General features: G+C 72.0%; 25 protein-coding genes and 2 pseudogenes. 14 read left to right on the top strand and 13 right to left on the bottom strand.

What is annotated here, in order from left to right; all coding sequences use genetic code 11:
• Window positions 1-79 precede the first annotated feature (79 nt).
• Window positions 80-1,459 (bottom strand): DUF6777 domain-containing protein, encoded by a 1,380-nt coding sequence (locus tag ACWDR4_RS03680; protein ID WP_450403436.1) that lies wholly within the window; start codon window positions 1,457-1,459, stop codon window positions 80-82.
• A gap of 173 nt (window positions 1,460-1,632) precedes the next feature.
• Here ACWDR4_RS03680 and ACWDR4_RS03675 point away from each other — a divergent pair, with 173 nt between their 5' ends.
• Window positions 1,633-2,922, top strand: a complete 1,290-nt coding sequence (locus ACWDR4_RS03675) for a streptophobe family protein (protein WP_450403434.1) — start codon at window positions 1,633-1,635, stop codon at window positions 2,920-2,922.
• Window positions 2,923-2,955: 33 nt separating this feature from the next.
• Entirely contained in the window at window positions 2,956-3,369 is a 414-nt protein-coding gene (locus tag ACWDR4_RS03670; protein WP_450403432.1) for a nuclear transport factor 2 family protein, read from the top strand.
• Between the two features lie 27 nt (window positions 3,370-3,396).
• On the opposite strand, the gene ACWDR4_RS03665 is transcribed toward ACWDR4_RS03670, so the two are convergent.
• The 5 genes from ACWDR4_RS03665 to ACWDR4_RS03645 all read right to left on the bottom strand — a co-directional run bounded on the left by ACWDR4_RS03665 (window position 3,397) and on the right by ACWDR4_RS03645 (window position 9,113).
• Entirely contained in the window at window positions 3,397-4,413 is a 1,017-nt protein-coding gene (locus ACWDR4_RS03665) for a serine/threonine-protein kinase (RefSeq protein ID WP_450403431.1), read from the bottom strand.
• Window positions 4,410-5,009, bottom strand: coding sequence for a hypothetical protein (locus ACWDR4_RS03660; RefSeq protein WP_450403428.1), 600 nt, complete (start codon window positions 5,007-5,009; stop codon window positions 4,410-4,412). The genes ACWDR4_RS03665 and ACWDR4_RS03660 overlap by 4 nt, the downstream gene beginning before the upstream one ends.
• Before the next feature lie 14 nt (window positions 5,010-5,023).
• Window positions 5,024-7,369, bottom strand: a complete 2,346-nt coding sequence (locus ACWDR4_RS03655) for an FHA domain-containing protein (RefSeq protein WP_450403425.1) — start codon at window positions 7,367-7,369, stop codon at window positions 5,024-5,026.
• An 83-nt stretch (window positions 7,370-7,452) separates the two neighbouring features.
• Window positions 7,453-7,863 carry a hypothetical protein gene (locus ACWDR4_RS03650; protein WP_450403423.1) on the bottom strand — a complete coding sequence of 137 codons (411 nt, stop codon included), beginning with the start codon at window positions 7,861-7,863 and terminating at the stop codon, window positions 7,453-7,455.
• 326 nt (window positions 7,864-8,189) lie between these two features.
• Window positions 8,190-9,113, bottom strand: coding sequence for an AraC family transcriptional regulator (locus tag ACWDR4_RS03645; RefSeq protein WP_450403421.1), 924 nt, complete (start codon window positions 9,111-9,113; stop codon window positions 8,190-8,192).
• 120 nt (window positions 9,114-9,233) lie between these two features.
• Here ACWDR4_RS03645 and ACWDR4_RS03640 point away from each other — a divergent pair, with 120 nt between their 5' ends.
• A complete protein-coding gene (locus ACWDR4_RS03640; protein WP_450403419.1) occupies window positions 9,234-10,220 on the top strand; it encodes an oxidoreductase in 987 nt (328 codons plus the stop codon).
• Here ACWDR4_RS03640 and mgrA read toward each other — a convergent pair.
• A complete protein-coding gene (mgrA, locus tag ACWDR4_RS03635) occupies window positions 10,210-11,202 on the bottom strand; it encodes an L-glyceraldehyde 3-phosphate reductase (protein WP_450403416.1) in 993 nt (330 codons plus the stop codon). The two genes, ACWDR4_RS03640 and mgrA, sit on opposite strands and share 11 nt — an antisense overlap.
• A 120-nt stretch (window positions 11,203-11,322) precedes the next feature.
• On the opposite strand from mgrA, the gene ACWDR4_RS03630 reads away from it, so the two are divergent.
• Window positions 11,323-12,222, top strand: coding sequence for a LysR substrate-binding domain-containing protein (locus tag ACWDR4_RS03630; protein ID WP_450403413.1), 900 nt, complete (start codon window positions 11,323-11,325; stop codon window positions 12,220-12,222).
• Between the two features lie 28 nt (window positions 12,223-12,250).
• Window positions 12,251-12,760, top strand: a complete 510-nt coding sequence (locus ACWDR4_RS03625; RefSeq protein ID WP_450403411.1) for a mycothiol transferase — start codon at window positions 12,251-12,253, stop codon at window positions 12,758-12,760.
• Here the strand turns inward: ACWDR4_RS03625 and ACWDR4_RS03620 are convergent.
• Both ACWDR4_RS03620 and ACWDR4_RS03615 read right to left on the bottom strand, forming a co-directional pair.
• A complete protein-coding gene (locus ACWDR4_RS03620) occupies window positions 12,748-13,812 on the bottom strand; it encodes an adenosine deaminase (RefSeq protein ID WP_450403409.1) in 1,065 nt (354 codons plus the stop codon). The genes ACWDR4_RS03625 and ACWDR4_RS03620 overlap by 13 nt on opposite strands.
• 52 nt (window positions 13,813-13,864) lie before the next feature.
• Entirely contained in the window at window positions 13,865-14,260 is a 396-nt protein-coding gene (locus ACWDR4_RS03615; RefSeq protein ID WP_450403406.1) for a VOC family protein, read from the bottom strand.
• Window positions 14,261-14,508: 248 nt separating this feature from the next.
• Here ACWDR4_RS03615 and ACWDR4_RS03610 point away from each other — a divergent pair, with 248 nt between their 5' ends.
• Both ACWDR4_RS03610 and ACWDR4_RS03605 read left to right on the top strand, forming a co-directional pair.
• Window positions 14,509-15,330 (top strand): phosphatase PAP2 family protein, encoded by an 822-nt coding sequence (locus ACWDR4_RS03610; RefSeq protein WP_450403403.1) that lies wholly within the window; start codon window positions 14,509-14,511, stop codon window positions 15,328-15,330.
• Window positions 15,266-15,973, top strand: a complete 708-nt coding sequence (locus tag ACWDR4_RS03605; protein ID WP_450403400.1) for a dienelactone hydrolase family protein — start codon at window positions 15,266-15,268, stop codon at window positions 15,971-15,973. Before ACWDR4_RS03610 ends, ACWDR4_RS03605 begins: the two co-directional genes overlap by 65 nt.
• 91 nt (window positions 15,974-16,064) lie before the next feature.
• Here ACWDR4_RS03605 and ACWDR4_RS03600 read toward each other — a convergent pair.
• Window positions 16,065-17,009 (bottom strand): annotated as a pseudogene (locus tag ACWDR4_RS03600) (hydrolase); the annotation flags it as partial.
• A gap of 208 nt (window positions 17,010-17,217) precedes the next feature.
• The gene (locus tag ACWDR4_RS03595; RefSeq protein WP_450403397.1) at window positions 17,218-18,117 is read right to left on the bottom strand and encodes an aldo/keto reductase; all 900 of its coding nucleotides are present in this window, start codon (window positions 18,115-18,117) and stop codon (window positions 17,218-17,220) included.
• A 272-nt stretch (window positions 18,118-18,389) separates the two neighbouring features.
• Here ACWDR4_RS03595 and ACWDR4_RS03590 point away from each other — a divergent pair, with 272 nt between their 5' ends.
• The gene (locus tag ACWDR4_RS03590; RefSeq protein ID WP_450403394.1) at window positions 18,390-20,123 is read left to right on the top strand and encodes a GAF domain-containing protein; all 1,734 of its coding nucleotides are present in this window, start codon (window positions 18,390-18,392) and stop codon (window positions 20,121-20,123) included.
• Here the strand turns inward: ACWDR4_RS03590 and ACWDR4_RS03585 are convergent.
• Window positions 20,109-20,930 (bottom strand): nitroreductase family protein, encoded by an 822-nt coding sequence (locus tag ACWDR4_RS03585; protein ID WP_450403392.1) that lies wholly within the window; start codon window positions 20,928-20,930, stop codon window positions 20,109-20,111. The two genes, ACWDR4_RS03590 and ACWDR4_RS03585, sit on opposite strands and share 15 nt — an antisense overlap.
• On the opposite strand from ACWDR4_RS03585, the gene ACWDR4_RS03580 reads away from it, so the two are divergent.
• From ACWDR4_RS03580 to ACWDR4_RS03555, 6 genes are all read left to right on the top strand, one after another.
• A complete protein-coding gene (locus ACWDR4_RS03580) occupies window positions 20,919-21,803 on the top strand; it encodes a universal stress protein (RefSeq protein ID WP_450403389.1) in 885 nt (294 codons plus the stop codon). The two genes, ACWDR4_RS03585 and ACWDR4_RS03580, sit on opposite strands and share 12 nt — an antisense overlap.
• Before the next feature lie 52 nt (window positions 21,804-21,855).
• Entirely contained in the window at window positions 21,856-22,740 is an 885-nt protein-coding gene (locus ACWDR4_RS03575) for a universal stress protein (RefSeq protein WP_450403386.1), read from the top strand.
• A gap of 53 nt (window positions 22,741-22,793) precedes the next feature.
• Window positions 22,794-23,423, top strand: coding sequence for a hypothetical protein (locus tag ACWDR4_RS03570; protein ID WP_450404040.1), 630 nt, complete (start codon window positions 22,794-22,796; stop codon window positions 23,421-23,423).
• A gap of 153 nt (window positions 23,424-23,576) precedes the next feature.
• Window positions 23,577-24,482, top strand: a complete 906-nt coding sequence (locus ACWDR4_RS03565; protein ID WP_450403384.1) for a universal stress protein — start codon at window positions 23,577-23,579, stop codon at window positions 24,480-24,482.
• 24 nt (window positions 24,483-24,506) lie between these two features.
• Window positions 24,507-25,529: a zinc-dependent alcohol dehydrogenase gene (locus ACWDR4_RS03560; RefSeq protein ID WP_450403382.1), complete on the top strand. Its 1,023-nt coding sequence runs from the start codon at window positions 24,507-24,509 to the stop codon at window positions 25,527-25,529.
• Complete coding sequence (locus tag ACWDR4_RS03555) at window positions 25,526-26,416, top strand: universal stress protein (protein ID WP_450403380.1); 891 nt, start codon at window positions 25,526-25,528, stop codon at window positions 26,414-26,416. The genes ACWDR4_RS03560 and ACWDR4_RS03555 overlap by 4 nt, the downstream gene beginning before the upstream one ends.
• 5 nt (window positions 26,417-26,421) lie before the next feature.
• Here ACWDR4_RS03555 and ACWDR4_RS03550 read toward each other — a convergent pair.
• Window positions 26,422-26,592 (bottom strand): annotated as a pseudogene (locus ACWDR4_RS03550) (polyphosphate kinase 2); the annotation flags it as partial.
• Between the last annotated feature and the right edge of the window lie 197 nt (window positions 26,593-26,789).

Genomic DNA, 26,789 nt, shown 5'->3' with positions numbered 1-26,789 from the left:
GTCGCATCACTGCTCGTACCCCGAGCCGCGCGCCGCAGTCCCCCCGTCCCCGGAAGCGGCGTTCACCCCTCGCGGAACCTCAGGAGGACGGCGCGCTGGAGCCCGACCGGGGCGTCGTCCCGGACAGGCGGCCGTCGGGCAGCGAGTGGGACGATCCGGGCGCCGAGGACGGGGGTTCGACGGCCGGAGCCGAGGACGAGGGAGAGGAGGGAGGAGCGCTCGAGGTCGGCGGGCAGGGTGTGGCCGACGGGCTCGCGGTGTCCGGTGCGGCCGGTGACGCGGGCGAGGCGGTGGGCGAGGACACGCACGGCACCGGTGACCGCGGTGACAGCAGCCCGGGCGTCGCGGACGACGGCTCCGAGGACTCGGGCTCGGAAGACTCCGGGTCCGAGGACTCCGGCTCCGAGGACTCCGGCTCCGAGGACTCCGGCTCCGAGGACGCCGGCGAGGGCGTCGTCGAACTCTCCGACGAACTCACGGACGGGGTCGGCTCCTTGACCGGCGGGTCGGTCTTCTGGTCCTTGCCGCCCGTGTCGCCCGGGCGCCGATGGAACCAGTCGCGGCGGTCGGGGTCGTAGACGACGAAGATGTTCACGACCGTGACGGCGGGCGCCACGTAGACGACGTTCGAGGTGCGGTACGACGGCCACGCGTCCCCTCGCGGACGCGCGGTGGTCTGCCGTACCGGGTCGGTGAGCGGGTTGCCGCAGGCGCAGCGCACGCGCGGGCGTCCGCGGTCGTCGACGAGGACGGCCGTCCCGGTCTGGAGGACGGCCTGGTAGGTGGTGGCGGCGGAGTCGCGGTAGCCGTGGTTGGTGACACGGGTGTCCATGCGGAGCTGTACGGGGGTGAGTGAGCGCAGATACGCGGGGACCCCGGCCGGCTGGAGGCCGAGGACCGAGGCGAACGCCCCGTTCTTCGCGGGGGCGGCCCGAAGGACCCGGATCTGCTTCTCCACGTCGCAGCTGGCGACCTTGCGGGTGCCGCCGTACAGGCCGGCCGAGCCGCCGTCCACGCGCCGTACGACGTTCGCGGTGGCCGTCTCCGAGACGGTGGCGGTGGGGGTGGTGGCCGGTGGGGCGGAGCTGTCCTTGGCGGTGGACTCGGTGAAGGCGTCGGGGCCCGCCGTGTCCGCGGCCTGGAGGAAGACCTCGCCGCTCGCCTGGTCGGAGGTGCCACCGGAGCCGCCGTCGGAGCGGGTGAGAACGACGATCAGGGCGACGGCGGCCACGACCGAGGTGGCGAGCACGGCGATCCGGGGCGCCGACCTCCACCAGGGCCGGTCGCGCCCAGGCCCTTCTCCCGTGCCGCCCCCGTCTCCGCCGCCACCCCCGTCCCCGCCGCCTCCGCCGTCGGTGGGCGGCTGGGACGGTGGGCCCGTGGGTGGCTGGGAGGGGCCGGACAGGGGGCCGGAGGGCGGTCCGGTGGGGCTGCCGGAGGACGGCTGTTCGACGCTCACGGGCTCTTCTTCCGACGTGGGCTTCTGCGGCACTGGCCCCGATTCCTGCCGCTTTCTTCCACAACGTGCCCATTGTGCGCCCTGCTCCCGGGCCGCCCGCAAGCGGACACCTTCGTTCCGTTGGGCGTGAGCCCCGACAGGCGCACCGCCCGAGTGCTGCTTAGCGTGGCAGGGTGAGCACGCGAAACCCCGCTCCCGTGCCGATCCTCGGCGCGGGGCGGACCGTCTCCCGGCACGGCTGGGTGCAGGCCCTGGCCGTGGTGCTGACCGGGCTGGCCGCCATGGTGCTGACCGCCGGGCTGGGGCTGTGGGCGGCCGGTGCGGGCGACCTGCCGGACGGCGCGTTCCCCCGGATCGTCGCGGCCACCGTCGTTACGGCGGTCGGCGGAACCGTCGACCTCACGGGCGACGCCGGAGATCTCGCCGAGACAGCGGGCGGTCTGACCGTGATGCCGCTGACGGTGACGCTCGTCGGGGCACTCGTGACCGGCGCTGGCTTTCTGCGCCCGCTGCGGCACCGGGCCGTCGCCGGGGCCCGTGAGCTGGCGGGCTGGGCCGCGCGGATCGCCGTCCTGTGGGTGCTGGGCCTGACCGGTCTGGCGTTCGCGGCCCGCCAGACCTTCGCGGTCTCGCTGGGAGACGGCGCACTCGGCGACATCGGCGACATCTTCGGCGCCGCACCGAGGATCGGCTTCGCCACAGACGTACCGCTGACACTTCTCGCGGGCGTGGTGTGGCTGGCGGGCGTCCTGGCACTGGCCCTGCTGGTCTCACGCGGGGCCCCGCTGCCGGCGCGGCTCCTGCGCTTCCAGGAGTCGGTACGTCCGGCCGCGTACGCCATGGTCGTCCTGCTGCTCGCCTTCGTGGCCCTCGGGACCGTGATCGCGCTGGTCGTGGCGGTGACGCGCGGACAGCCCGCGCAGTCCCTCGCGCTGGTGCTGCTGGGCATGCCGAACCTGGTCTGGCTGGCCCTCACCACCGGCCTGGGCGTCACCTGGGAGGGCCGCGTGGACGGCCCCTTCGGGCTGCCGATGCCGCACGTCCTCGACGAGGTGCTGCGCACGTCCGACACCGCCACGCTCAACCTGGGCACCCTCGCGGGCTTCGACGGCAAGGTGTGGTGGCTGGTCGCCGTCGACGCCGTGCTGCTGCTGGCCGCCGCGTTCCTGATGGCGGTGCGCTCTCCGGCCCGCATGCGCGCCTGGCAGCACGCCGTGCACATGGCGGTCGCGCTTGCCCTGACGGTCCTGATGATCTGCCTGATCGGCCGCATCGACGCCCACTACGGCCTGTCGGTCCTGGGCATCGGCGACCTCGGCGGCAACCTCTCCGGCAGCCTGTTCCTGCGCCCCCATCTGTGGGGCGCCCTCGGTCTGGCGCTGCTGTGGGGTCTGGTCACGGGGTTCCTGGGGGCACTGCTGGCCCGGCGGGTGCATCGGCGGGGCGAGGTCGAAAACCGTTAGGCGGGTGCCCGGCGGGCGTGGGAGCGTGGCGCCATGGCGTTGAGTGCCGAAGACCGGCTGGCCGTGACGGAGTTGATCGCGCTGCACGGTCACCTCGTCGACGACGGGGACCTCGACCGCACGGCGGAGGTGTTCACCCCGGACGTGGTGTACGACCTCTCCGACTTCGGCCAGGACCTGGTCACCGGTCTCGCCTCGCTCACGGAGGCGTCACTCGCCCTCGGCGCGGCGAATCCCGTCGCCCATCACGTCACGAACGTGGTAGTCACCGAGGCGCCCGACGGCCAAGTACACGCCCGCTCCAAGGGGTTGGGCGTCATGACGGACGGTTCGTGCGGCTCGGTGACCTACGACGACACGGTGGTGCGGGTCGACGGCGGCTGGCGCATCTCGTACCGGAAGCTGTCTGCGCGACGGGTGCCGTTGGGTGGGCTTGGCCAGAGTTAGCGCCAACCGCACGCGCCCCAAGGCCTGTTACCCCGACCGTCGGTGACCGTGTCGGGTGAACACCGGGCGGGCCCAGTCCGGTGGCTGGGGTGGGCGTTCCTCGCCCGTCCCGGGCAGTCGGACCACTCGCGTGGGTGGGTGGTCCTCGTGCGCGGGGCGGGTCGAGGTCGCGCGGAGTGCGGCGATGAAGTCGAGGCAGGAGTCGTAGCGGTCGTCCGGGGTCTTGGCCAGGGCCTTCGCGAACACCGGGTCGACGGCGGCGGGGAGTTCGGGGCGCTGCTCGGTCAGTGGTGGTGGCTCGTCGTACTGGTGGGCCCACAACAGGGCCATGTCGTCGTCGCGTTGGAAGGGCGGGTGGCCTACCAGGAGTTCGTAGACCACGCAGGCGAAGCCGTAGACGTCACAGCGTCCGTCGACCGGGCGGCCCGAGATCTGCTCGGGGGCCACGTAGTCGAGGGTGCCGACGAACTGGCCGACCGTCGTGAAGCCGGTCAGGGACAGCGACTTCTTCGTCAGGCCGAAGTCGGTGAGGTAGACGTGCTCGGGGTGGTCGCTGTCGGTGCCCCGGGCGACCAGGATGTTGCCGGGTTTGACGTCCCGGTGGACCAGGCCGTGTTCGTGGGCGGCGTCGAGCGCGGAGGCCACCTGGGCGGCGATCCGGGTGGCGGTGGCGAGCGGCAACGGGCCCTTGCGGTCCAGGAGATGACGCAGGTCGCTGCCTTCGACGTACCGCATCGCGATGTAGAGGATGCCGTCCTTCTCGTCGGCCTCGAAGACCGGGACGATGTGCGGATGGTCGATCGCGGCGGCCACCCGGGACTCGTGGGTGAAGCGTCTGCGGAAGGTGTCGTTGCGGGCGAGTTCCGGCGCGAGGAGTTTCAGGGCGACGGTCCGGTCTAGGCGCAGGTCCCTGGCCCGGTAGACGACGGCCATGCCGCCCCGGCCGATCTCCGCCTCGACGCGGTAGCCGGCGATCTGCTTCCCGAGCAGGTCGGAGGGGCGTCCCGCGTGCGAACGCGTGTCGCGGTCCGGGTCTCGGTTCATCCGCCGCCGCCGATGCCGTCGCCGTCGTCCCTGACGACCTGGGTGGGCGCGTGGCCCAGGTCGGGCACCACCTGGGTGGGCTCGCGCGCGGGGGCGGCGGGTTCCCGGTCGGCGGCGTAGGCGCTCAGCCGGGTGCCGTCGGTGTACACCCAGCGCTCGTGCTCGGCGTCGTACAGCCACACGGACTCGCCGTCGACGACGATCCCGATCCGCTGTCCGCGCGTGCGCCCCCGAAACGCCTCCCGGTCGAGCGCGCCCCCGGTCAGCTCCTCCACAGCCTCGCGATATCGGGCCAGCGCCTGTTCCGCACGGGCCAGCAGGGGCCGTGGATCGGCGGTACGGGCGAGCGGGGCGCCTGCGGCGGGCGGGTCCTGCGGTACGGCGACCAGGAGCCGTCCGTCGACCCAGGCGGACCAGCCGTTCGCGCACCGGACATGCCCCCAGTCGCCGCGCCGCTCGACCAGCTCGACCGGCAGCAGCGCGTCGAGGGGCACCGTGGGCCGGGACGGGTCCGGCTCCTCCCAGGCGGCCAGGCCGTCCCCGGGGACGACGTGCGTGGGCCGGAACCCGGTGATCCGGAAACCGGGGGACGTCATCTCACCCACCCCCTCTACTTCCGCATGACGGCTGGTTCGTGCCGCCGCAGCAGCCGGAGGACCAGGTACCCGAAGACCACCGAGAGCACGAGCAGCATGCCCGTGTTGAGCAGCCAGACCCCGGCCGAGTGTTCGAACAGCGGGTCGCCGGTCAGCTCCCCGGGGACGATCCGGGACAGTCCGATGGTGCCCGCCATCGCGCCGAGCGCCCATCGCGAGGGCACCAGCCAGGACAGCTGTTCGATGCCGGGGACGCCGTCGAGTTTGAGCAGGGCGCCGCAGAACACGACCTGGACGATGGCCAGCAGCACGAGCAGCGGCATCGTCACCTCCTCCTTGCGGACCAGCGCCGAGACGAGCAGGCCGAGCATCATCGCCGTGAAGGAGAGCAGCGCGACGGCGACCGTGATCTCCACCAGGGGTGGCATCAACACGCCTTCGCCGCCTGGTGCGTTGAGGTCGACGCCGAGCAGCGCGACGAGGGTCAGGACGACGGCCTGGGCGACGGTGATCGTCCCGAGGACCACGACCTTCGACATCAGGTACGCCGATCTGGACAGGCCGACAGCGCGCTCCCGCTGGTAGATCACCCGTTCCTTGACCAGCTCGCGCACGGCGTTGGCCGCCCCGGTCAGGACGCCGCCGACGCACAGGATGAGCAGCGCGTTCATCGCCGTCTCTTGCGTCAACTTGCTGCCCGCCAGCGCCCGGGCCATCGCGCCCATCACGAACGGCAGGGCGATCATGATGGCGAGGAAGGTGCGGTCGGCGCTCAGCGCGGCCGTGTAGCGGCGGACCAGGGTGCTCAACTGGGCGCCCCAGCTCTGCGGTTTGGGCGGGTGCGGGGTGGCGGCGACCGGGCCCGACCTCGGCAGCCGGGGCTGGGCGGTCGAGTTGACGATGTACTGCCGGTGGAACGGCGAGGTGCGGTAGTCGCCCGCCCAGTCCCGTTCCCGGTCGCGCTCGAAGGCCTCGAACGCCTCGGGCCACTGCTCGTACCCGAAGAAGGCGAGGGTGTCCTCGGGCGGCCCGTAGTAGGCGACCTTGCCGCCGGGGGCCAGCACCAGCAGCCGGTCGCAGACGTCGAGGCTGAGCACGCTGTGGGTGACGACGATGACGGTCCGGCCGTCGTCGGCGAGGCCGCGCAGCATGTGCATCACCGAGCGGTCCATCCCGGGGTCGAGGCCCGAGGTCGGTTCGTCGAGGAAGAGCAGCGACGGCTTGGTGAGCAGTTCCAGGGCCACACTGACCCGCTTGCGCTGTCCGCCGGAGAGGCTGTGCACGGGCTGCTTGACCCGCTCTTCCAGGCCGAGTTCACGCACCACCTCGTCGACCCGGGCCCGCCGTTCCGCCTTCGCGGTGTCCTGCGGGAAGCGCAGTTCGGCGGCGTAGGAGAGGGCGCCGTGCACGGTCAGCTGGGCGTGCAGGATGTCGTCCTGCGGGACCAAACCGATGCGCTGGCGCAGTTCGGCGTAGTCGCGGTAGAGGTCGCGGCCGTCGTACAGGACCGTGCCGTGGTCGGCGGGGCGCTGTCCGGTCAGGGCGTTGAGGAGGGTGGACTTGCCTGCGCCGCTGGGTCCGACGACCGCGAGCAGGCACTTCTCCCCCACCGGGAAGGACACGCCCTCGAGCAGGGTCTTGCGGCCGTGGTCGACGGCGACCGTGAGGTCCTGCACGTCGAGGGAGACCTCGCCGGTGTCGACGTACTCCTGGAGCTGGTCGCCGACCAGGCAGAACACGGAGTGGCCGACGCCGACGATGTCACCGGGCGCGACGATCCCCCGGGCGACGGGCCCGCCGTTGAGGAAGGTGCCGTTGTGACTGCCCAGGTCGACGATCTCGTACGTCCCGTCCGGGTGGGCGCGCAGTTCGGCGTGCCGGCGGGAGACAAGGAGGTCGTCGACGACCAGGTCGTTGTCGGCGGCGCGGCCGATGCGGACGGTACGGGCGGACAGCGGCCGGACACTGGTCGGCTGCCGGAAGGTGCCGGTCATGGCGGGCATGGAGACCGCCGAGGGGCGTTCACGGGCGGGCGGGGACGGGCTGACGAGGACGGCGCGCGGCCCGTCGGCAGGGCTGCCGAAGCGCAGGACGCTGCCGGGTCCGACGTCCCGTTCATGGACGCGCAGACCGTCGGCGTACGTGCCGTTCGTGCTGTTCTCGTCCTCGACCGTCCAGTGTCCGTCCTCCTGCCGCAGCACCGCGTGGTGCCAGGAGACCCGGGCGTCGTCGATGACGATCTCGCTGAGCGGGTCGCGTCCGACGTGATAGTCGCGGCCGGGGCTCATCAGTGTGGAGCCCGCGTCCGTCTCCAGGACGAGTTCGGGCGCGGTCGGCGCGACCGACCCCTGGTCTACCATGCCCAGAATTCTAGCGATTCGTCCGCATATACGCCTGGCCAGATGGACGTCCGCCCGGCCCAGGGGCTTCGAAGTCCAGGAACCTAGGCGACCGGCACGACCAGCGCCGGGGTGGTCCGCTGCATCCGCAGGGCGTCGACGGACTCGGCGAGCAGTTCGTACTCGGCGGTCTCGTCGTACGTGGCGATCCGGACGAGCCGGCCGGCCGCCAACTCGTCGGCGACCAGCTCCTGTTGGTACGGGTCCATGCTCCAGGCGCGCAGCAGACCGGGGACGTCGGGCACGGTGGCGGCGACGGGGACGAGCGAGTTCGGGGGGAAGTACTGCTCCTCGGGTTGCGGATCGAGCCGTTCGGCGATCCAGTTCGCGCGGTCCCGTAACCACCACAGGGCCAGCGCCAGGGTGGGCGCGCGATACGTACCCAGCGGTACGCCTATTCGCCGGCCCGCACAGACGCCGTACGCCGTGACGTGGCAAAGGAACTCGTCGTGCACGATCTTTCCCCCGATCGCCTGGCGGCCCTGCCTCGCTTTCCCTGCGGCTCACTCGGTCGTGCAGTGTTCTACTACTCAAGTATCTTCACTATTGACACTCTGTCACCACGCCTTTCCAGCCAGTCTCCTGGCATATTCGACGCGACTCTTGGCCGGAATCCGACAGGGCGGTCTTCTCTCGGGATCACCCTCGGCGGGGGACCCCGCCCCGACCAGCGCACAGCGCCCCGAAGACGATCGTTCCGGCGCGCCCGTACACACTGACAGTGACGGAAGTGCCGCCGCAGACAACTTCGATACGGCTGCCCGCTGCCTGGCGGAGCGGCTCAGCTCCTGGCGGCTTCGCGGTAACGGCGCGGCCCGACGCCGACCGCCCGTTTGAAGGCGTTGCTGAAGGCGCTCTCGGAGGTGTAGCCGACGGAGCGGGCGAGTGCCGCGACCGGGGCGGTGTCCTGCCTCAGGGCCCGGGCGGCCAGACTCATGCGCCAGTTCAGCAGGTACGTCAGGGGCGGCACCCCGGCCGCTTCCCTGAACCGTACGGCGAACGTGGTGCGGGACATCGCCGCCGCCCGGGCGAGTTCCGCCAGCTGCCAGGGGTGGGCCGGGTCGCCGTGCATCAGGCGCAGCGCCGGGGCAAGCCGCTCGTCGGCCAGCGCGCGCAGCCAGCCCGGCGGCAGCCCGTCCGCCTCGGTCAGGCACACCCGCAGCACCTGCACGAACATCAGCTGCGCGAGCTGGGCCGAGACGAACTCGACCCCCGCCCTGCGCGTCGTCATCTCCGCCGCCAACTGCCCGATGAGCCACCGCAGCACGCCGGCCTCGGCCGAGTCGGCCCGTACGTGGACGAGCTCCGGCAGCGCCCGGCGCAGCAGATCGCCGCGGTCCCGGCTCAGGTCGATGTGCCCGGACACACACGCCACGTCCACGTCCTCGCCCTGGCCGAGCCGACCCATCCGGGTCACCTGGTCCATGACGACGTCCTCGGAGTCCGTCGGCTCGACGCCGGCCCGACTGCACAGCACGTACGGCTGACCGCCGTCGGACACCACGACGTCCCCCTCGGCGAGCCGCACGGGCTCGCCGCCCGTCTCGCGGACCAGCAGGCAGCCACCCCTCACCACGGCGTTCACCTTCAGCCGGTCACGCCCGCGCAACTGGATGGCCCAGTCCCCGCCGGCCGTGAAACCCCCGGAGAACACAGTGCGCGCGTCGGCGACGGCAAGGGCGTCGGACAGTGGATCCGCAGACATACTCGTACTATCACGCAAGTAATGCGGATTCTCAAGCATTCATCGTACGGAGATGTCGACCTACGGTGGTCGGAACAGCTCGCGTTGAGAGCGCCCGGCACGTTGAGGAGAGAGCCAGACATGACCACCACACAGCAGCACCCCCTGGGTTCCGGCTTCGGTGCCGCCTCCACCGCCGAGGAGGTGATCAAGGGCATCGACCTGACCGGCAAGGTCGCGATCGTCACGGGGGGCTACTCCGGCATCGGGCTTGAGACGGCGCGTGTACTGCGTGCCGCCGGCGCCGAGGTCGTCGTGCCGGCACGGGACGTGCGGCGGGCCCGGACGGCACTGGAGGCCGTGCCCGGAGCCGAGGTCGAGCGCCTGGATCTGCTGGATCCGGCGTCCGTCGACACCTTCGCGGAGAAGTTCCTGGCGTCCGGGCGGCCGTTGCACCTCCTGGTCAACAGCGCCGGGATCATGGCGACCCCGTTGGCGCGGGACGCACGAGGGTACGAGGGGCAGTTCGCCACCAACCACCTCGGGCACTTCCAGCTGACGACGCGGCTGTGGCCCGCCATGGTCGCGGCCGACGGGGCACGGGTCGTGGCGCTGTCGTCGCGGGGCATCCGCTTCGCCGGCGTCGACTTCGACGATCTGCACTTCGAGCACCGCAAGTACGAGCCGTTCGTGGCCTACGGCCAGTCGAAGACGGCCAACGCCCTCTTCGCCGTGGAACTGGACCGGCGCGGCCAGGCCGAGGGCATCCGGGCCTTCGCCGTGCACCCGGGCCTGATCATCGACACCGGCCTGGTCAAACACCTCGACCCGGCAGCGCTCCAGGCGGCGGGCGCGCTGGACGGTGCGGGCCGGCCCGTCCGTGATCCCGAGCGCCAGATGAAGACCGTGCAGCAGGGCGCGGCCACCGGCGTCTGGTGCGCGACCGGCCCGCAACTCGCCGGTCTCGGCGGGGTCTACTGCGAGAACGTCGACATCAGCCCGCTGGTGACCCCCGAGAACGAGGCCGCCTGGGCCGGCGGGGACAGCGTCCCGGGGGTGCTGTCCCGCGCCGTGGACCCGAAGGCGGCGGCCCGCCTCTGGGAGGTGAGCGAGCGGCTTACTGCTTGATCACCGCGTCGATCCGGGCCAGCTCCTCCGGGGCGAACTCCAGGTTGTCGATCGCCGCGACGCTGTCCTCCAGCTGCTGCGGGCTGCTCGCGCCCACCAGGGCGGAGGTCACCCGGCCGCCGCGCAGGACCCAGGCGAGGGCCAGCTGGGCCAGGGACTGGCCGCGGGACTTGGCGATGTCGTCGAGGGCGCGCAGCTGCTGCACGAGGTCCTCGGTGATCCGGTCGGAGTTCAGGAAGGGGCTGTCGCTCGCCGCCCGCGAGTCGGCCGGGATGCCGTCGAGGTAGCGGCCGGTCAGCAGGCCCTGCTCCAGCGGGGAGAAGACGATGGAGCCGACCTGGAGCTCGTCGAGGGCGTCCAGCAGGCCCTCGTCCTCCGGGCGGCGGTCGAGCATCGAGTAGCGCGGCTGGTGGATCAGCAGCGGGGTGCCCAGCTCACCGAGGATGCGCGCGGCCTCGCGGGTCTGCTCGGCCGAGTAGTTGGAGATGCCGACGTAGAGCGCCTTGCCCTGCTGGACCGCGGTGTGCAGGGCGCCCATCGTCTCCTCCAGGGGAGTCTCCGGGTCCGGGCGGTGCGAGTAGAAGATGTCGACGTACTCCAGGCCCATCCGGGTGAGGCTCTGGTCGAGCGAGGACAGCACGTACTTGCGGGAGCCCCACTCGCCGTACGGGCCCGGCCACATCAGGTATCCGGCCTTCGTGGAGATGACCAGTTCGTCGCGGTAGGAAGCGAAGTCCGCCTTGAGCGCCTCGCCGAGGGCGCTCTCTGCGGCGCCGGGCGGGGGGCCGTAGTTGTTGGCCAGGTCGAAGTGGGTGACGCCGAGGTCGAAGGCGCGGCGCAGGATGGCCCGCTGGGTGTCCACCGGCCGGTCGGGGCCGAAGTTGTGCCACAGGCCGAGCGACAGTGCGGGGAGCTTCAGGCCGCTGCGCCCGGTACGCCGGTAGGGCATGTCCGCGTAACGGTCGGTGTGTGCGGTGTACAACGCGACTCCAGGGGGGTTGGCACGGCGGATGCGATCACTGCTGTTCCCACTCTTCCCCCGGGAGCGGGTAGTGGTCCAACAGGAGAATCCGATGGAATTCAGCGGATAGGCTTCTCAATCATGGAACTACGCCATCTCCAGCACTTCGTCGCGGTCGCCGAGGACCAGCACTTCACCCGGGCCGCCGAACGCCTGATGGTGTCCCAGTCGGGTCTCTCGGCCTCGATCCGCGCGCTGGAGCGGGAGCTGCAGACGCCGCTGTTCGTGCGTACCACCCGCCGGGTGACGCTCACCCCTGCGGGGCGTGCGCTGCTCGGCGAGGCCGAGCGGATCCTCGCACAGGTGCGGTCTGCCCACGAGGCGGTGGCCGCGGTGCAGGGGGTGCTGCGCGGGATGCTCGCGCTGGGCTCCGAGCAGTGCATCGCCGGGGTGCATGTGGCGGGGCTCCTCGCCGCGTTCCGGCGGCAGCACCCGGACGTGGAGATCAGTCTGCGGCAGGCGGGCTCGGGTGCGCTGGCAGAGGAGGTGGCCGCGGGGCGTCTGGATCTGGCCTTCGCCGTCCGCGGGACGCGGGAGGAGGCCGACCAGTTGCGTGCCGTACCGCTGAGCAGCGAGCCGATGATCATGCTGTGCCATCCGAGTCACCGGCTCGCGGCGATCGGCGCGGCCGTGACCCCGGAGGACCTGGGCGGCGAGGTGTTCGTCGACTTCCACCCGGACTGGGGGCCGCGCCGCACCACCGACGCCGCCTTCGCCGAGGCGGGCGTGCGCCGGACGGTCGCCCTGGAGGTCAACGACGTGCACAGCCTCCTCGACCTGGTGGACGAGAACCTCGGGGTGGCCGTCGTACCCCGGCACTTCCGGCACAAGCGCGAGTCGCTGACGGCGCTCTCGGTCAAGGGCACCGGCGAGACCGTGTACGAGACGGTCGCCCTGCTGCCGGCCTCGGAGGCGACCAGTCCCGCGGCGCGGGCACTGATGGCTCTGCTGGAGACCGAGGCTGAAACCAAGGGGGCATGACGGGCCGGAATGGGGGAGGCTGGACCCCATGCATGCCAAGGACATCCTCATCGACGGCTACAGCCGCATCCAGGAAGAAGTCCACGCCGCCGTCGAGGGCCTGGGCCCCGACGACCTCAACCACCGCCCCGGCCCCGACGCCAACTCCGTCGCCTGGCTGGTCTGGCATCTCACCCGGGTCCAGGACGACCATGTGGCCGGTGCCTTCGGTCTCGACCAGGTGTGGCTGACCCAGGGCTGGGAGAAGCGTTTCGGCCTCGACCTTGAACCCCGCGACATCGGGTACGGCCACACCTCGGCGCAGGTCGCCAAGGTGCGCGTCGACTCCCCCGAACTGCTGACCGGCTACTACGACGCCGTGCAAGCCCAGAGCCTCGAAGCCCTGCGCACTCTGGCCGCCGAGGATCTGGAACGCGTCGTCGACGAGCGCTGGGACCCGCCGGTCACGCTCGGCGTACGGCTGGTCAGTGTCCTGGCCGACGACTGGGAGCACGTCGGCCAGGCCGCCTATCTGCGGGGACTGCTTCAGAGCGCGTAGCCGGGGAGCACCACGTCCTCGATGAGGGCGTTGCGCTCGTCGAACGGGATGAACGCGCTCTTCACCGCGTTCACCGTGACCGTGCGCAGGTCCTCGACCGTCCAGCCGGCCTCCTCGACCAGCAGGGACATCTCGCGGGTCATCGTCGTGCCCGAGACCAGCCGGTTGTCGGTGTTGAGGGTGACGCGGAAGCCCAGGTCGCGCAGCGCGGTGATGGGGTGCTCGGCGATCGAGGTGGCGGCGCCGGTCTGGAGGTTGGAGGTCGGGCACATCTCCAGGGCGATCCGGCGGTCGCGCACCCAGCCCGCGAGACGGCCGAGCTTGCCGTCGACGATGTCCTCGGTGATGCGGACGCCGTGGCCGATGCGCTGGGCGCCGCAGACCTGGAGGGCCTGGTGGATGCTGGGCAGGCCGTGCGCCTCGCCCGCGTGGATGGTGAACGGCACGCTCTCGCCGCGCAGGTGTTCGAAGGCGGCGAGGTGGTCGGCGGGCGGGAAGCCGTCCTCGGCGCCCGCGATGTCGAAGCCGACGACACCGGCGTCCCGGAAGGCGACGGCCAGATCGGCGGCCTCACGGACCCGGTCGAACATGCGCATCCCGCACAGCAGCGTGCCGACCCGCACCGGGGTCCCTGCGGCGGCGGCCTTCGCCATACCGGCCGCCAGGCCCTCCTGGACGGTCTCGACGACCTCGGGGAGGGTCAGGCCGCCGTTCACGTTCAGTTCGGGGGCGTAGCGCACCTCGGCGTAGACGACGCCGTCCTCGGCGAGGTCGAGGACGTACTCCTCGGCGGTGCGCAGCAGGCCCTCGCGGGTCTGCATCACGGCGAGGGTGTGCTCGAAGGTGGCTATGTAGCGCACCAGGTCACCGGAGTTGGCGGCCTCGTAGTACCAGGCGGCCAGCTCGTCCGGGTCGGTGGTGGGCAGGGTGTGGCCGACCTCGGCGGCCAGCTCGACCAGGGTGGCGGGGCGCAGGCCTCCGTCGAGGTGGTCGTGCAGCACGGCCTTGGGGAGGCGGCGGAGGGTGTCGGTGTCGACGGGGGACGCGGTCATGTGCGGTGTTTCCTCGGCAGGTGGTGGTGCGGTGGGGTGGTGTCGCTGCGGGTCAGTCGGTGGCCGGCTGGAGGAGGTCCCAGCGGTTGCCGTACAGATCCTGGAAGACGGCGACCGAGCCGTACGGCTCATGGCGCGGCTCCTCCAGGAAGGTCACGCCGGCGGCGCTCATCCGGGCGTGGTCGCGGGCGAAGTCGTCGGTGTGCAGGAAGAAGCCCACGCGTCCGCCGGTCTGGTCGCCGATGCGGGCGCGCTGGTCCTCGTCCTTGGCCCGGGCGAGCAGCAGGCCGGTGCCCGCCTCCGCCGTGCCCGGCTCGACGACGACCCAGCGGGAGCCGTCGGGGCGCGGGGTGTCCTCGGCGAGCCTGAAGCCGAGGGCGTCGGTGTAGAAGCGGATCGCCTCGTCGTAGTCGTCCACGACAAGGGTGACCAGTGCGATACGTCTCATCGGCCCTCCTCGGCCTCTCGGGCGCAGGCGCGCCGGACTGTCCGGCTGACCTGCGCATCACGTGCGGTTGACGGGTGAGGTTATACGTAACACCCCGGGTGTGTCATCTCCGTATCCGCACGGGTGATCTCCTCCGCGTCCGTGGGTCACGGGAACCTTCGCCGGGGCGTGATCGTCGAGCAGATGTGAACCGTGAGCAAGCTGTCGCAAGGGCGGGCTCCCCAGCGCTGGGGAGCCTGGTCGCGTTTGTGCTGCTGGCGCTGCTCGCCGTCACGGTCATGCTCCAGGGCGGCGGCACCCTGTTCGGCGACCGGGATCTGCTGGAGTGGTCGCTCGCGCACCGGCCGGAGGTGGTCGTCACCCTCGCCCGGGTGGTGACCCACACCGGCTCGGGCTTCGTTCCGTACGCCCTGGTCGCCCTCGCCGGTTACCTGCTCGGCCGGACCGCGCGACAGCGGATCCTGACGGCCGCCACCTGTCTGGTCTGTCTGGTCGCCGCCCAGGCGGTGCGGTTCTCCGTGATGGCGCTGCTGTCCCGGCCCCGGCCGGCCATGGCGCACTGGGCGACGGACGCCGGGCACTGGTCGTTCCCCTCCGGCCACACCACCACGTCGGCCGTCACCGCCGGACTGCTCGTCCTGGCCGTGTGGACACGGGCCCCGCGCGGGCGGCGTCCGATCGCAGTCGCGGTCGGCTGCTGGGGCGTGCTGGTCGGGCTGAGCCGGGTCTATCTGGGCGTCCACTGGTTCTCGGACGTCGTCGGCGGCTGGCTGTTCGCCGCGTGGTGGCTGGGCCTGGCGGCGTACGCGGTGACGCGCTTCGCGCCGGACGCGTGCGCGGAGGTGCTGCGCGGCGACGGGACCGGGGTGCGCGGGGCGCTGCTGCCCGCCATACCGGGGCCGGGATCGGGGGCCGAACCCGCGCGTGACAAGGTGGAGATCGCGTCGGAGTCCGACGACTGCGGCGCACCCCCACCGAGCGCTGCCCTTCCAGGAGTTGACTGCCATGTCCGAGCTGCCGAAGCCGACCGGATACCCGTCCCGCCAGAACGTGACGTTTCCCAGCGCTGACACCACCGCGTACGGCTATCTGGCGCTGCCTCCGTCCGGCAGCGGACCCGGAGTCATCGTCATCCAGGAGTGGTGGGGCCTCAACGACCACATCGCGGACGTCACCGACCGGCTCGCACAGGAGGGCTTCGTCGCCCTCGCCCCCGACCTCTACGGCGGCAACGTGGCGCACGAGAGCGAGGAGGCGCTGCGCATGCTGCAGGCCCTGCCGGTGCCGAAGGGCGTCGAACTCCTCACCGGCGCGGTCGACTACCTGCTGGCCCGGCCCGAGGTCACCTCGGAAACGGTCGGCTCGGTCGGTTTCTGCATGGGCGGCGGCTTCGTGCTCTACCAGGCCGCGGCCGACCCGCGCGTCAGTGCCGCCGTGCCGTTCTACGGTGTGATCCAGGGCGAGCTGCCCGACTTCTCCGGCCTCAAGGCCGAGGTGCTGGGCCACTACGGCGAACTCGACGCGAGCATCCCGGTGGAGAGCCTGGACCCGCTGCGCGAGGCCATCAAGGAGCAGTCCGGTATCACCCCGGACCTGCGTGTCTACCCGGCCGACCACGCCTTCTTCAACGACTCCCGCCCGGTGTACGACGCCGAGTCGGCGGCGCGGGCGTGGGAGAGCACGGTGCCGTTCCTGCGGGAGCGGGTGCGCTGACCGGTTCGACACGGGTGGGCTGAACCGACGGTGTGCGGGTCCGGGGTCGCTTCCCCGGGCCCGCACGACCTGTCGGTCCTGTACGTCAGTCGCTCGCGCCCGCGAGCCACGCGGTGGCGTTGAGGGCGAGGGGGGCGTTGGTGGCGCCGGTGTCGTTCCAGCCGTCGTACAGGGTGTTGCCGGACTGGCCGGTGCCGTCGTCGATCGGGGAGCTGTCGCCCCAGAAGGCGATCCGGCCGCTGCCGAAGGTGCTGGTCAGGAAGAACGCTCCGGTGTTGCCCGAGTAGCCGGAGCGGTAGAGCAGGCCCTTCACGGCAGAGTTGTCGGCGGGCTTGAGGGTGGCCGTCGTACCGCTGGCGATGAGGCTCTTGGTGACCGTGCCGAAGGTGCCGTGCAGGACCGGGTTCGACGCGGCGGTGATCGCGGCGGGGTAGCCGGAGCTGATGCTCAGGGAGTCGATGGAGAAGCCGAACGGGTCGGTGGAGTCGACGCTGTTGTTCGTCATCAGGTCGTTGAGGATCTCGACCGCGTCCTCGCCGTCGCTGTTGCGGTCGGCCCCGGTGTGGTCGGAGATCATGAAGAGGCCGCCGCCGTTCTGGACGAACTTCATGATGGCGGTCTTCTCGGCCGTGGTGAACAGCGTGTTGGGCTCGGGCAGCACCAGGGTGTCGAAGTTCGACAGGTCGGTCGCCGTGGAGCCGCCGTAGGCGAGGCTTGAGCCCGAGGGCAGCGTCTTGAGGCTGTAGTCGCCGGTCTCCTGGAGGGCGACGCCCCAGGAGGAGAGCGCCCCGGTCCAGTCGGTCTCGTCGGAGGGGGCGGAGTCCTGGGAGAGCGGGTTGGGCTGGCTGGTGGAGATGATCCAGTCGGCGTTGCCCGCCGTCTCGGCGTGGGCGTTGTCGAAGAGGACGCGGTGCGTGGTGGCCGCGTGGGCGGGGGTCGCGGTGGCGGTGGCCTGGACTGCGACGCCGGTGGCGATCAGACCGAGCACGGCGAGGGCCGAGGCGAGTCTGTGCCGGGTCCCGGTGATGGCGTACATCTGGCGTTCCTCCATGGGTGGGGGGATGTGGGGGAAGGCGGTGCGGGTGCCGAATCTGCGCGCGTAGACCGGGCGTTGGAGCCCTCCCGGTGCGCACAAGGCAGGACCGTACCGACAAGATCCACGCCGCCGGGAGGCCCGGCCGGGGTTTCACGTAAAGCTCTTACACACGAGTAACCACCGGCCGGGAACGGGCATTTGACGGCGATTACGGGCGATGCGACCCATCGAGTCGGGCCAACTCGTCGTCCGTCAGCCGCAGTCCGCCCGCCGCCACGTTGTCCACGACGTGCTCCGGGTTGCCCGTGCCCGGGATGGCGAGCACATGCGCCCCCTGGTGCAGACTCCAGGCGATCCGGACCTGGGCGGGACTCACACCGTGCGCACGGGCCACGGCGAGCACCGCGTCGTCGTGGGTGTCGGTGGCGCCCCGGGCTCCCCCGCTGCCCGCGACGGCGAAGAAGGGCACGAAGGCGATGCCCGACTCCCCGCACAGCCGCAGGAGTTCGTCTCCCTCGGGATCGGGCCGGTCCAGCGCGTACCGGTTCTGCACGCACACCACCGGGGCGATCGCCTGCGCCTCGGCGAGGTGCTTCGGCTCGACGCCGGAGATGCCGAGGTGGCGGATCAGGCCGGCCTCGCGCAGTTCGGCGAGCGCTCCGAAGTGCTCGGCGATGGAGTCCTGCTCCAGCCGGCGCAGGTTGACCACGTCGAGGTGGTCGCGGCCGAGTTGGCGCAGGTTCTCCTCGACGTGCCCGCGCAGTTGGTCGGGGCGGGCCGGGGTGGCCCACTCCCCCGTGTAGTCGCGGTACGGGCCGACCTTGACGACGATGACGAGGTCGTCCGGGTAAGGCGCCAGCGCGCTGTTGATGAGTTCGTTGGCGGAGCGCAGCGCGGAGAAGTAGAAGGCGGCGGTGTCGATGTGGTTGACGCCGAGTTCGACGGCCCTGCGCAGCACGGCCAGCGACTTTTCGCGATCGCTGGGCGTGCCGAGGTGGAAGGCCGCGCTACCGGTGAGCCGCATGGCTCCGAACCCGAGCCGGTTGATGGTGAGATCGCCGAGTTTCCAGGTGCCCGCGGCGTCCGCGGTGATCGTCTGCGAGGTCATTCGGCGGAGTCTCGCACGCGCCGCGGGCACCTGGCCGACGCCGACGGTAAGGAGTCGGCAGGGGGTGACCGGATCTCGTGATCGGCTCGGGTCGCGCGGGGTGGGAACCGGGTCCGCCAACTTGCTTTCGAGCAAGGCATGTTGGGCTGGTCCGACCTCAGGGCGGGGGCGGCCGGCGAATGTCGCCGGCAGGCCCGCAGCCAGTACGGTTGAGAGCGGAGGGCTGCCGGTTGCGCCGCCCTCCTGTCTGCGCGAGTCGGCCGGAGGAAGCAATGAGCGGGGAAGGACACGGAGGCTCCCGGCAGCATGTGCCCAAGCTGCGGCTGGACGAACTGCTCGACGAGTTGCAGTCACGGATCGACGCGGCTCGCGGGACGCAGGACCGGGTGCACAGCCTGCTGGAGGCGGTGCTGTCCATCGGGCGCGAGCTGGATCTGCCGCAGGTGCTGCGCCGCATCGTCGAGGCCGCCGTGGTGCTGGTGGACGCCGAGTACGGGGCGCTGGGTGTGATCGGCGACGACAGCCGGCTGTCCGAGTTCCTGACCGTGGGCATCGACGAGGAGCGGCGCGCGGAGATCGGTGACCTGCCCAGCGGCCACGGCCTCCTCGGCGAGCTGATCCGGCATCCCTCACCGCTGCGGCTGCCGGAGCTGTCGGGTCACCCGTCCTCGTACGGCTTCCCGGCCCATCACCCGCCGATGCGCTCCTTCCTGGGGGTGCCCATCCGGGTGCGCGACAGGGTGTTCGGGAACATCTACCTCACCGAGAAGCGCGGTGCCGAGGAGTTCGAGGCCGAGGACGAGGCGGTGCTGTCGACACTCGCCGTGGCGGCCGGTGTGGCGATCGAGAACGCGCGGCTGTACGAGGAGACCCGGCTGCGTGAGCGCTGGATGCGGGCGAGTGGGGAGGTCACGCGCACGCTGCTGTCGGGCACTCCCAGTGCCGAGGTGCTGGAGCTGATCGTCGAGCAGGCCCGGGAGATCGCCTCGGCCGACGTCGGGATGATCGCGGAGTACGTGTCCGGGGCGGAGGAGCTGCGGCCGGTGCTCGCGGTCGGGGCGGACGCGGAGCGGCGCAGCGGGCTGGTCTTCCCGGCCCAGGAGGGGTTTGTCGCCGCCGTGCTCACCACGGCGGAGCCGGTGGTCAGCGCCGACATCCAGCAGGACGCCCGCACCGGCGAGCGGGAGTCGCAGTGGGCCGGGCTCGGCCCCGTGGTCGTGGTGCCGCTCGGGGCCGGCGGCAAGGCCCGCGGGGTGTTGCTGCTGGGGCGTCTGGCAGGCCGTACACCGTTCTCCGACGACGACACCGGGCCGCTGCTCGGCTTCGCCGACCAGGCGGCGCTCGCGCTGGAACTCGCCGAGCGGCGCCGGGACGCGGAACAGATCACGCTGCTTCAGGACCGTGACCGGATCGCGCGGGATCTCCACGACCTGGCGATCCAGCGGCTCTTCGCGGCCGGCATGACCCTGCAGAGCACCCAGCGCTTCGTGGACCACCCCGAGGCCGTGGAACGGCTGTCGCGGACCGTCGACGATCTGGACGACACCATCAAGATCATTCGGTCCACCATCTTCGGGCTGCGTACGGGTGGCGGCGGGGCCAAGGAGGACAGCGGTCTGCGTGGTCGGGTGTCCGAGGCCGTGAATGCCTCCGCCACCTCGTTCGGCTTCGCGCCCGCGCTGCGGATCGAGGGCCTCGTCGACACCGATGTCCCCGGCGACGTCGCGGACCATGCGCTCGCGGTGCTCGGGGAGGCGCTCAGCAACGCGGTCCGGCACTCGGGGGCGCGTTCGGTGGACGTCCATCTGCGGTGCGCCGGTGGAGAGTTGGCGCTGACGGTACGGGACGACGGCTGCGGAGTGCCCGACGGGGTCGCGCGCAGCGGGCTGAAGAATCTTGAGGAACGGGCCCGTGGGCTGGGTGGCGCGCTGACGCTCGGTGAACGACCGGGCGGCGGCGGTACCCAGCTGGTGTGGCGCGTGCCGACGGGCTCAGCGGGAGGCTGAGGAAACGCCGTCAGCGAGGGTCTGCCGAGCTGTGCGACGCGGGGAGGAGGGCCCCTCCGGGCCGTATCCCAGGCGGACCACCATCTGTGCGTGACCGCGGCGGTCGCTCGGCGGCGGCACGAGCTGTTCGCGCAGGTCAGGCCATTCCAGCGCCTGGTGCAGCAGGGACGCCCGCACACCGTGGGCGGTGGCTTCGAGCAGGACCCGTTCGAGTGCCTGGCCGGCGCGCAGCCAGTCGGTCCGCCGGTCGTGCGCGGTGGAGAGTACGGCGATCGTCGGCCGTTTCTCGAAGGGGCGGGCCGTCGGCAGGGCAGGGTGCCGGTGGGCGCCGAAGTCCCGCATCGGGACCTGTTCCCGGAAGTTCCGCGGTCCCAGCGTCTTCGGCGGCATGCCGAGGGCTTCGTGGTTCGGTTCACGCACCCGGCGGCGGCTCTCCGTGGCCCTGTCGGGGTCGGCGGTGTTGCGGTGCTCCGCCTCCCTGGTGATCCGCAGCAGGCGGTGGGTCTCGCTCGGTGAGGGACGGTCCAGCAGCGCGACCTCGGTGTGGGCGGCCTCGGCGAGTTCGGTGAGCACGGCCGCGGGCAACGGCCGCTCCGAGAAGGGGAAGCGGCTGCTGTGCCTGCGCCACAGGGCGTCGTACAGGCGCGGGGGCGATCGGCACGGACCCGCGGCCCCTCCCGGTGGCGTTGGGCCGAAGAGCCCCTCGATGGGGCTGTACGGCCCCTGGGCGCACGGGTGTTCGTGGACGAGGCTCGGTAGGAGATCGGGCAGGCCCGGACACAGGAGGTGCCCACCATGGTTCGGCACGTCATCACGGGAGTCGACGGATCCCCCGAGAGCCTCGCCGCCGCACACTGGGCGGCCCGGGAGGCGCTGCGCCGCGGCGCCTCGCTGAACCTCGTGCACGCATGGCAGCGGCATCCACGCCCCGCACCCTCCGTCCCTACGGACAGGACCGGGCACGAGTGGGCCGAACAGATCCTGGACCGGGCGGCGGGCAGCATCCGTGCCGCGCACCCCGGGCTGCGGGTCGTCGAGCGACTGGTGTCCGGCTCCGCGGCGGCCGCCCTTCTCACGGCGGCCGGGGAGACGGAGCTGCTGGTGCTCGGGTCACGCGGTCTCGGCCCCGTCGCGGGATTCATGGTCGGCTCGGTGTCCCAGCGGGTCGTCGCCAGGTCCTCCCGCCCTCTGGTGCTCGTCCGGGCGGGCGGGAGCGCCGCCGCCGAACACTTCTCCGCCCTGGACGGCGTCTCACCCGATGAGGTACCCGAGACCCCGTATCGCGATGTCGTCCTCGGCCTGGACACCCGGCGCCCCTGTGACGAACCGATCGAGTTCGCCTTCGAGTCCGCTCGGCGCCGCGGCGCCACGCTGCACGTGATCCACGCCTTCGGTGCGCCGCGGGGTCCGGTGTCCGGGCCGGAGCTGCTCGCGGCGCGGGAACGCGCCGTGGTCGCGACGCTGCGCCCGTGGTGCGAGAAGTTCCCGGGGGTCTCCGTGGTCGAGACGGTCTCCGAAGGGCGGGCCGCCACCGCGCTGGTGGGCGCGGCAGCCGGAGCCTCCCTCGTCGTCGTGGGGCGCCGGCCACGGGACCGTCGGCTCGGCCCGCACATCGGCGCCGTCACTCACGCGGTGCTGCACCACGTCGGCTGCCCCGTGGCCGTCGTCCCGCACGACTGAACCGGTGCCGTGACGGTGCTTCAGGCGTCAACGGCCCAGGGAGGAAAGAGTCATGACCACGCGTCACGTCATCGTCGGGGTGGACGGCTCCGTCATCGCCGTACGAGCACTGGACCTGGCCGCCGACGAGGCGGCCCTGCACGCCACCGCTCTGGAGATCGTGTACGCCGTGCCCGACCTCGACGAGGCCGGCCCGGTGCTGGCGTCCGCCGCCTCGCGGGTCGGCCACCGTCACCCGCGCCTGCCGGTCGTCACCGTCCCCGTCGAGGGACACTCGGCGGCCGTGCTCGCGGAACGCGGACGCGGGGCCGCGCTGACCGTCGTCGGCTGCCGGAGCCTCGGCGGGTTCGCGGGCACGGTGTTCGGCTCGGTGAGCCGGCGCCTGGCCGCGCACGCCCACGGCCCGCTGCTCGTCGTACGAGGCGACTCTCCACCGCACCTGCACAACGAGGTGCTGCTCGTCCTCGACGCCGAGAACGACGCGGACACGGCTGTGTACGCCATCAAGGAAGCGGAACTCCGCAACGCCGGACTGCGCATCCTTCGGTCCTCGGCGCATCGGCACCTGACCCCACCACCGGTTGCGCACCGCCGGTGCGCGGGGACCGCGTCGCACCTCCCGGCCGGCGATGTGCTGGTCGAACCGCGCGAGCGGCGACCCCTCGTCGGCCCGGAGACCGAGGACGCCGCCCCCTCCTCGACGCGGACGCTGCTGGAGGCCACGCGCACGGCCGACCTCGTCGTGGTCGGATGCCGACCTGATCGGGGCGGCCGTGGACGCCAACTCGGTTTCGTGGCCCGTACGTTGATGCACCGGGCCCACTGCCCGGTGCTGATCGTTCCCGGCGGCCCGACAGGCCCTGCGACAGGGGCCGTTCAGCCCCATGGTCACGGACCTTCGGCATCCGGCGGAGCCCGCCCCGGGCGACAAGAGTGAGCCGTGTCGGACAACGACAGGACCAGCGCCGAATGCCCGAAGGGATCACCACCATGGCCGTGCACCAGCACCCTCACCGAAGCCCGGGGTTCCACCTGCCGTCGTACCGCGGGAACGGGACCGTCGCCGCCTCCGAGCCGGCCGTGTCGGCACGCACCGGCACGCACACCGCGCGGGCCCACGCCTTCGCGTCACTGCGCCTGCTCACCGGGTTCGTCTTCCTGTGGGCCTTCCTCGACAAGACCTTCGGGTTCGGCTACGCCACGCCCTCCGGCAAGGGCTGGGTCGACGGCGGATCGCCGACGAAGGGCTTCCTCGGCTCCGTCGCCGCCGGGCCGATGGAGTCCACCTTCCACTCCTGGGCCGGTGCCACCTGGGCGAACTGGCTGTTCATGGCCGGTCTGCTCGGCATCGGGCTGGCTCTCGTCGGCGGCTTCGCGCTGCGGCTCGCGGCCGTCGCGGGCACCGCGATGATGGCGCTGATGTGGATCGCCGAGTGGCCGCCCGCCCAGCACCTCTCCGACGGGTCGCCGAGCATGTCGCCGAACCCGTTCGTCGACTACCACCTGATCTACGCGGTCGCCCTGATCGCCCTCGCGCTGGCCTCCGCCGGCGACACCTGGGGCATCGGGAAGCTCTGGGCCAGGCTGCCGCTCGTCCGCACCAACAGCTGGCTGCGCTGACCGCGGGAGGACGCGGCGTGCCCCCTTCGCGGGGTCCGCCGCGCCGCGGATCCATAGGGCCGATCGGCCCCCTGCCGGGACCTGTGGCCCCTGCACGACGACTCCGTTCGACACAACGCTGGAATCGGAACCCCGATTCAGGAGGTGGAGACCATGCCCCGCACCGTCACCGTGGGCCTCGACGGCTCGCCCGAGAGCCGGGCCGCCGCAGAATGGGCGGCCCGCGAGGCCGAACTGCGCGACCTGCCGCTGAGGATCATCCACGTCCGGGAGCCCGTACCGGTGCCCATGGCGCAGGCACCGCTTCTCGGTGCCGAGACGCAGCAGCACTGGAGCGAGCGCGTTCCGCGCGAGTCCGCCGAGGGCCTCCGGCTGCGGCACCCCGGTGTCGAGATCACCGCCGAGCACCTCTCCGGGCGGCCCGCCGACGTGCTGTCCGGCGTGGCGAAGGATGCCGCACTGCTCGTCCTGGGCTCCCGCGGGATGAGCGGGCTCGGCGGGTTCCTGGTGGGCTCGGTCGGCCAGGCCGTCGTGGCGCGCGCCGAGCGGCCCGTGGTCCTGGTCCGCGCCGGCGAACAGGCCGCGGACGAGCACCTGATGGACCCGACGGGCATCCCGTCCGCCGCGGCCCCGTTCCGGCCCGTGGTCCTGGGCCTGGCCACCGACGACCCCGACCCCGCGGTCGTCGAGTTCGCCTTCGAGGCGGCCGGCCGCCGCGCCACCTCCCTGCGGGTCGTCCATGGCTGGAACCCGCCGCCGTACTACGCCTACGGCCTCTCCCCCGACGTCGAACTCCACGGCGCGCTGGCCGCGCAGCAGGCCACCGCCGTCACCGACGTCCTGCGCCCGTGGCGGCAGAAGTTCCCCGCCGTCGAGGTCATCGAGGAGTCTCCGTACGGAACGGCCGCCCTCCACCTGGCGGACGCTTCCCGCGAGGCCTCCCTGGTCGTCGTGGGCCGGCACATCCGCCGCAGTCCGCTCGGCGCCCACATCGGCCCCGTCACGCACGCCGTACTGCACCACTCCACCGCCCCCGTCGCCGTCGTCGCACACGGCTGACCTGTCCCGAGGAGGAGAGAAACCATGAAGGCAGCGGTCATACGAGCGTTCGGTGAGCCCCTGGTCATCGAGGAGCGCCCCGATCCCGAGCCCGGCCCCGGCCAGGTCACGGTCCGTGTGGAAGCCTCCGGGCTGTGCCACACCGACATCCACGCCGCCCACGGAGACTGGCCCGTCAAGCCCAACCCGCCGTTCGTCCCCGGCCACGAGGGCGTCGGTCTCGTCGAGGCCCTCGGCGACGGCGTCACCCACCTCTCCCTCGGGCAGCGGGTCGCCGTGCCCTGGCTGGGGAAGACCTGCGGGCGGTGCGAGCACTGTCTGTCCGGCTGGGAGACGCTGTGCGAGCAGCAGATCAACACCGGGTACGGCTGCGACGGCGCGTACGCCGAGAAGATGCTCGCCTGGGCGGACTTCGCCCAGCCGGTGCCCGCCGGGATCAGCCCCTTCGAGGCCGCCCCGTTGACCTGCGCCGGCGTCACCACGTACAAGGCGCTCAAGGTCGCGGAGGTCAAGCCCGCGCAGCTCGTGGCCATCTCCGGCATCGGCGGGCTCGGGCATCTGGCCGTGCAGTACGCGAAGATCGCCGGGGCCACGGTCGCCGCGATCGACGTCACCGACGAGAAGCTCCGACTGGCCGCCGAACTCGGCGCCGACATCCTGATCGACGCCCGCAAGGAGAACGTCGGCGAGGTGCTCAAGCAGCACGGCGGTGCGCACGCCGCCATCGCGCTCGCGGTGAACGACGCGGCCTTCGAAGCGGTCAACTCCGGGCTGCGGCGCGGCGGAAAGCTCGTCATGGTGGCCCTGCCGGCGCACGGCACGATCCAGGTCCCGATCTTCGACACCGTTCTGAACGGCACCTCCGTCATCGGCTCCATCGTCGGTACCAGGCAGGACCTGGCCGAGGTCTTCCAGCTGCACGCGGCCGGCCGCACCCGGGTGAGTTACGAGACCCGCCCCCTCGCGAGCGTCAACGAGTCCATCGACGACGTGCTGCGCGGCCAGGTCAAGGGCCGGATCGTCTTCGATCTCACCGCGGGACGGTGAGGACGGTGGAGCTTCCTGTCGTGGTGGGCGTCGACGGTTCCGAGCCCAGCCTGCGCGCCGTCGACTGGGCGGCGGACGAGGCCGCCCTGCGCGGGGTGCCGCTGCGGCTCGTGTACGCCTCCCTCTGGGAGCGCTACGAGGGCGCGGCACTCGCACAGGACCTCGGCAGGTCCTCGGAACAGGTGCTGGCCGACAAGATCGTCGACGCCGGCGCGAAGCGGGCGCACCGCCGCGAAGCGGATCTCAAGATCTCCGCCGAGGTACTGCCCGACGATGCGGTGAGCGCACTGCTGCGCGAGGGACGCAACGCTTCCGCGCTGGTCCTGGGCTCACGCGGCCGCAGTGGCATCGCCGAGCTGTTGCTCGGCTCGGTGAGCCTCGCAGTCGCGGCCCGGTCCGACTGCCCGGTGATCGTGCTGCGCGGAAGCCACGACGAACGTGCCAGGCCCGGGATCGAACAGCGCATCGTGCTGGGCGTCGGCGAGGACGCGGAGAGCGCGGCGGCCGTGAGCTTCGCCTTCCAGGAGGCGGCCGACCGGTACGCCGGTCTGCAGGCTGTACGGGCCTGGAGGTGGCCCGCGCACGAGACCACCGACTACCCGCTGATGACCGGGGAACCCGCGCGTCACCACGAGCAGCGGGCCACGGGGATTCTGGACGTCGCACTGCGTGACGCCGTGCGGGACCATCCCTCCGTGCAGGTACGTCGGCAGACAGCCGAGGGACCTGCCCGCAAGGTGCTGGTGGACGCATCGGCCACCGCCGACCTGCTCGTTGTCGGAGCCCGGCGCCGGAAAGGACACTTCGGGCTCCAGCTCGGCCGGGTCGCGCATGCGGTCCTGCACCACTCCGCCTGCCCGGTCGCCGTCGTACCGCAGCGGGCGTGAGCGGTTCAGCGGCTCGCCGCGCGGTCGGGGGCGTATGTCCGCAGGTCACGCGGCAGGCGTCCGCAGCCGGTCGGCGGCGGCCGGGACGGCAGCTCCAGAAGCGGCGGCGACGCCTCGGCGTACGGAAGGGAGCCGGGCAGGTGGGCGATCATGTTCAGCCGGGCCCGGCGCTTGTCCGTCGCCGACTCCTTTCCGGCCGTGCCGACTCCTCCGCTCGACGACGCTTCTCGACGACGTTTCTCGACGACGCACCTCGATGACTTACGGAGTCACCATGCCCAAGGTCGAACACCAGGACAGCACCGCACTGACCGACGAGGAACTACGTACCCTGGACGCCCATTGGCGGGCCGCCAACTACCTGGCGGTGGGC

Source organism: Streptomyces sp. NPDC000878 (assembly GCF_053599695.1).
The sequence above is the reverse complement of the archived record's forward strand: the minus strand, read 5'-3'. Positions and strand labels throughout refer to the sequence as shown.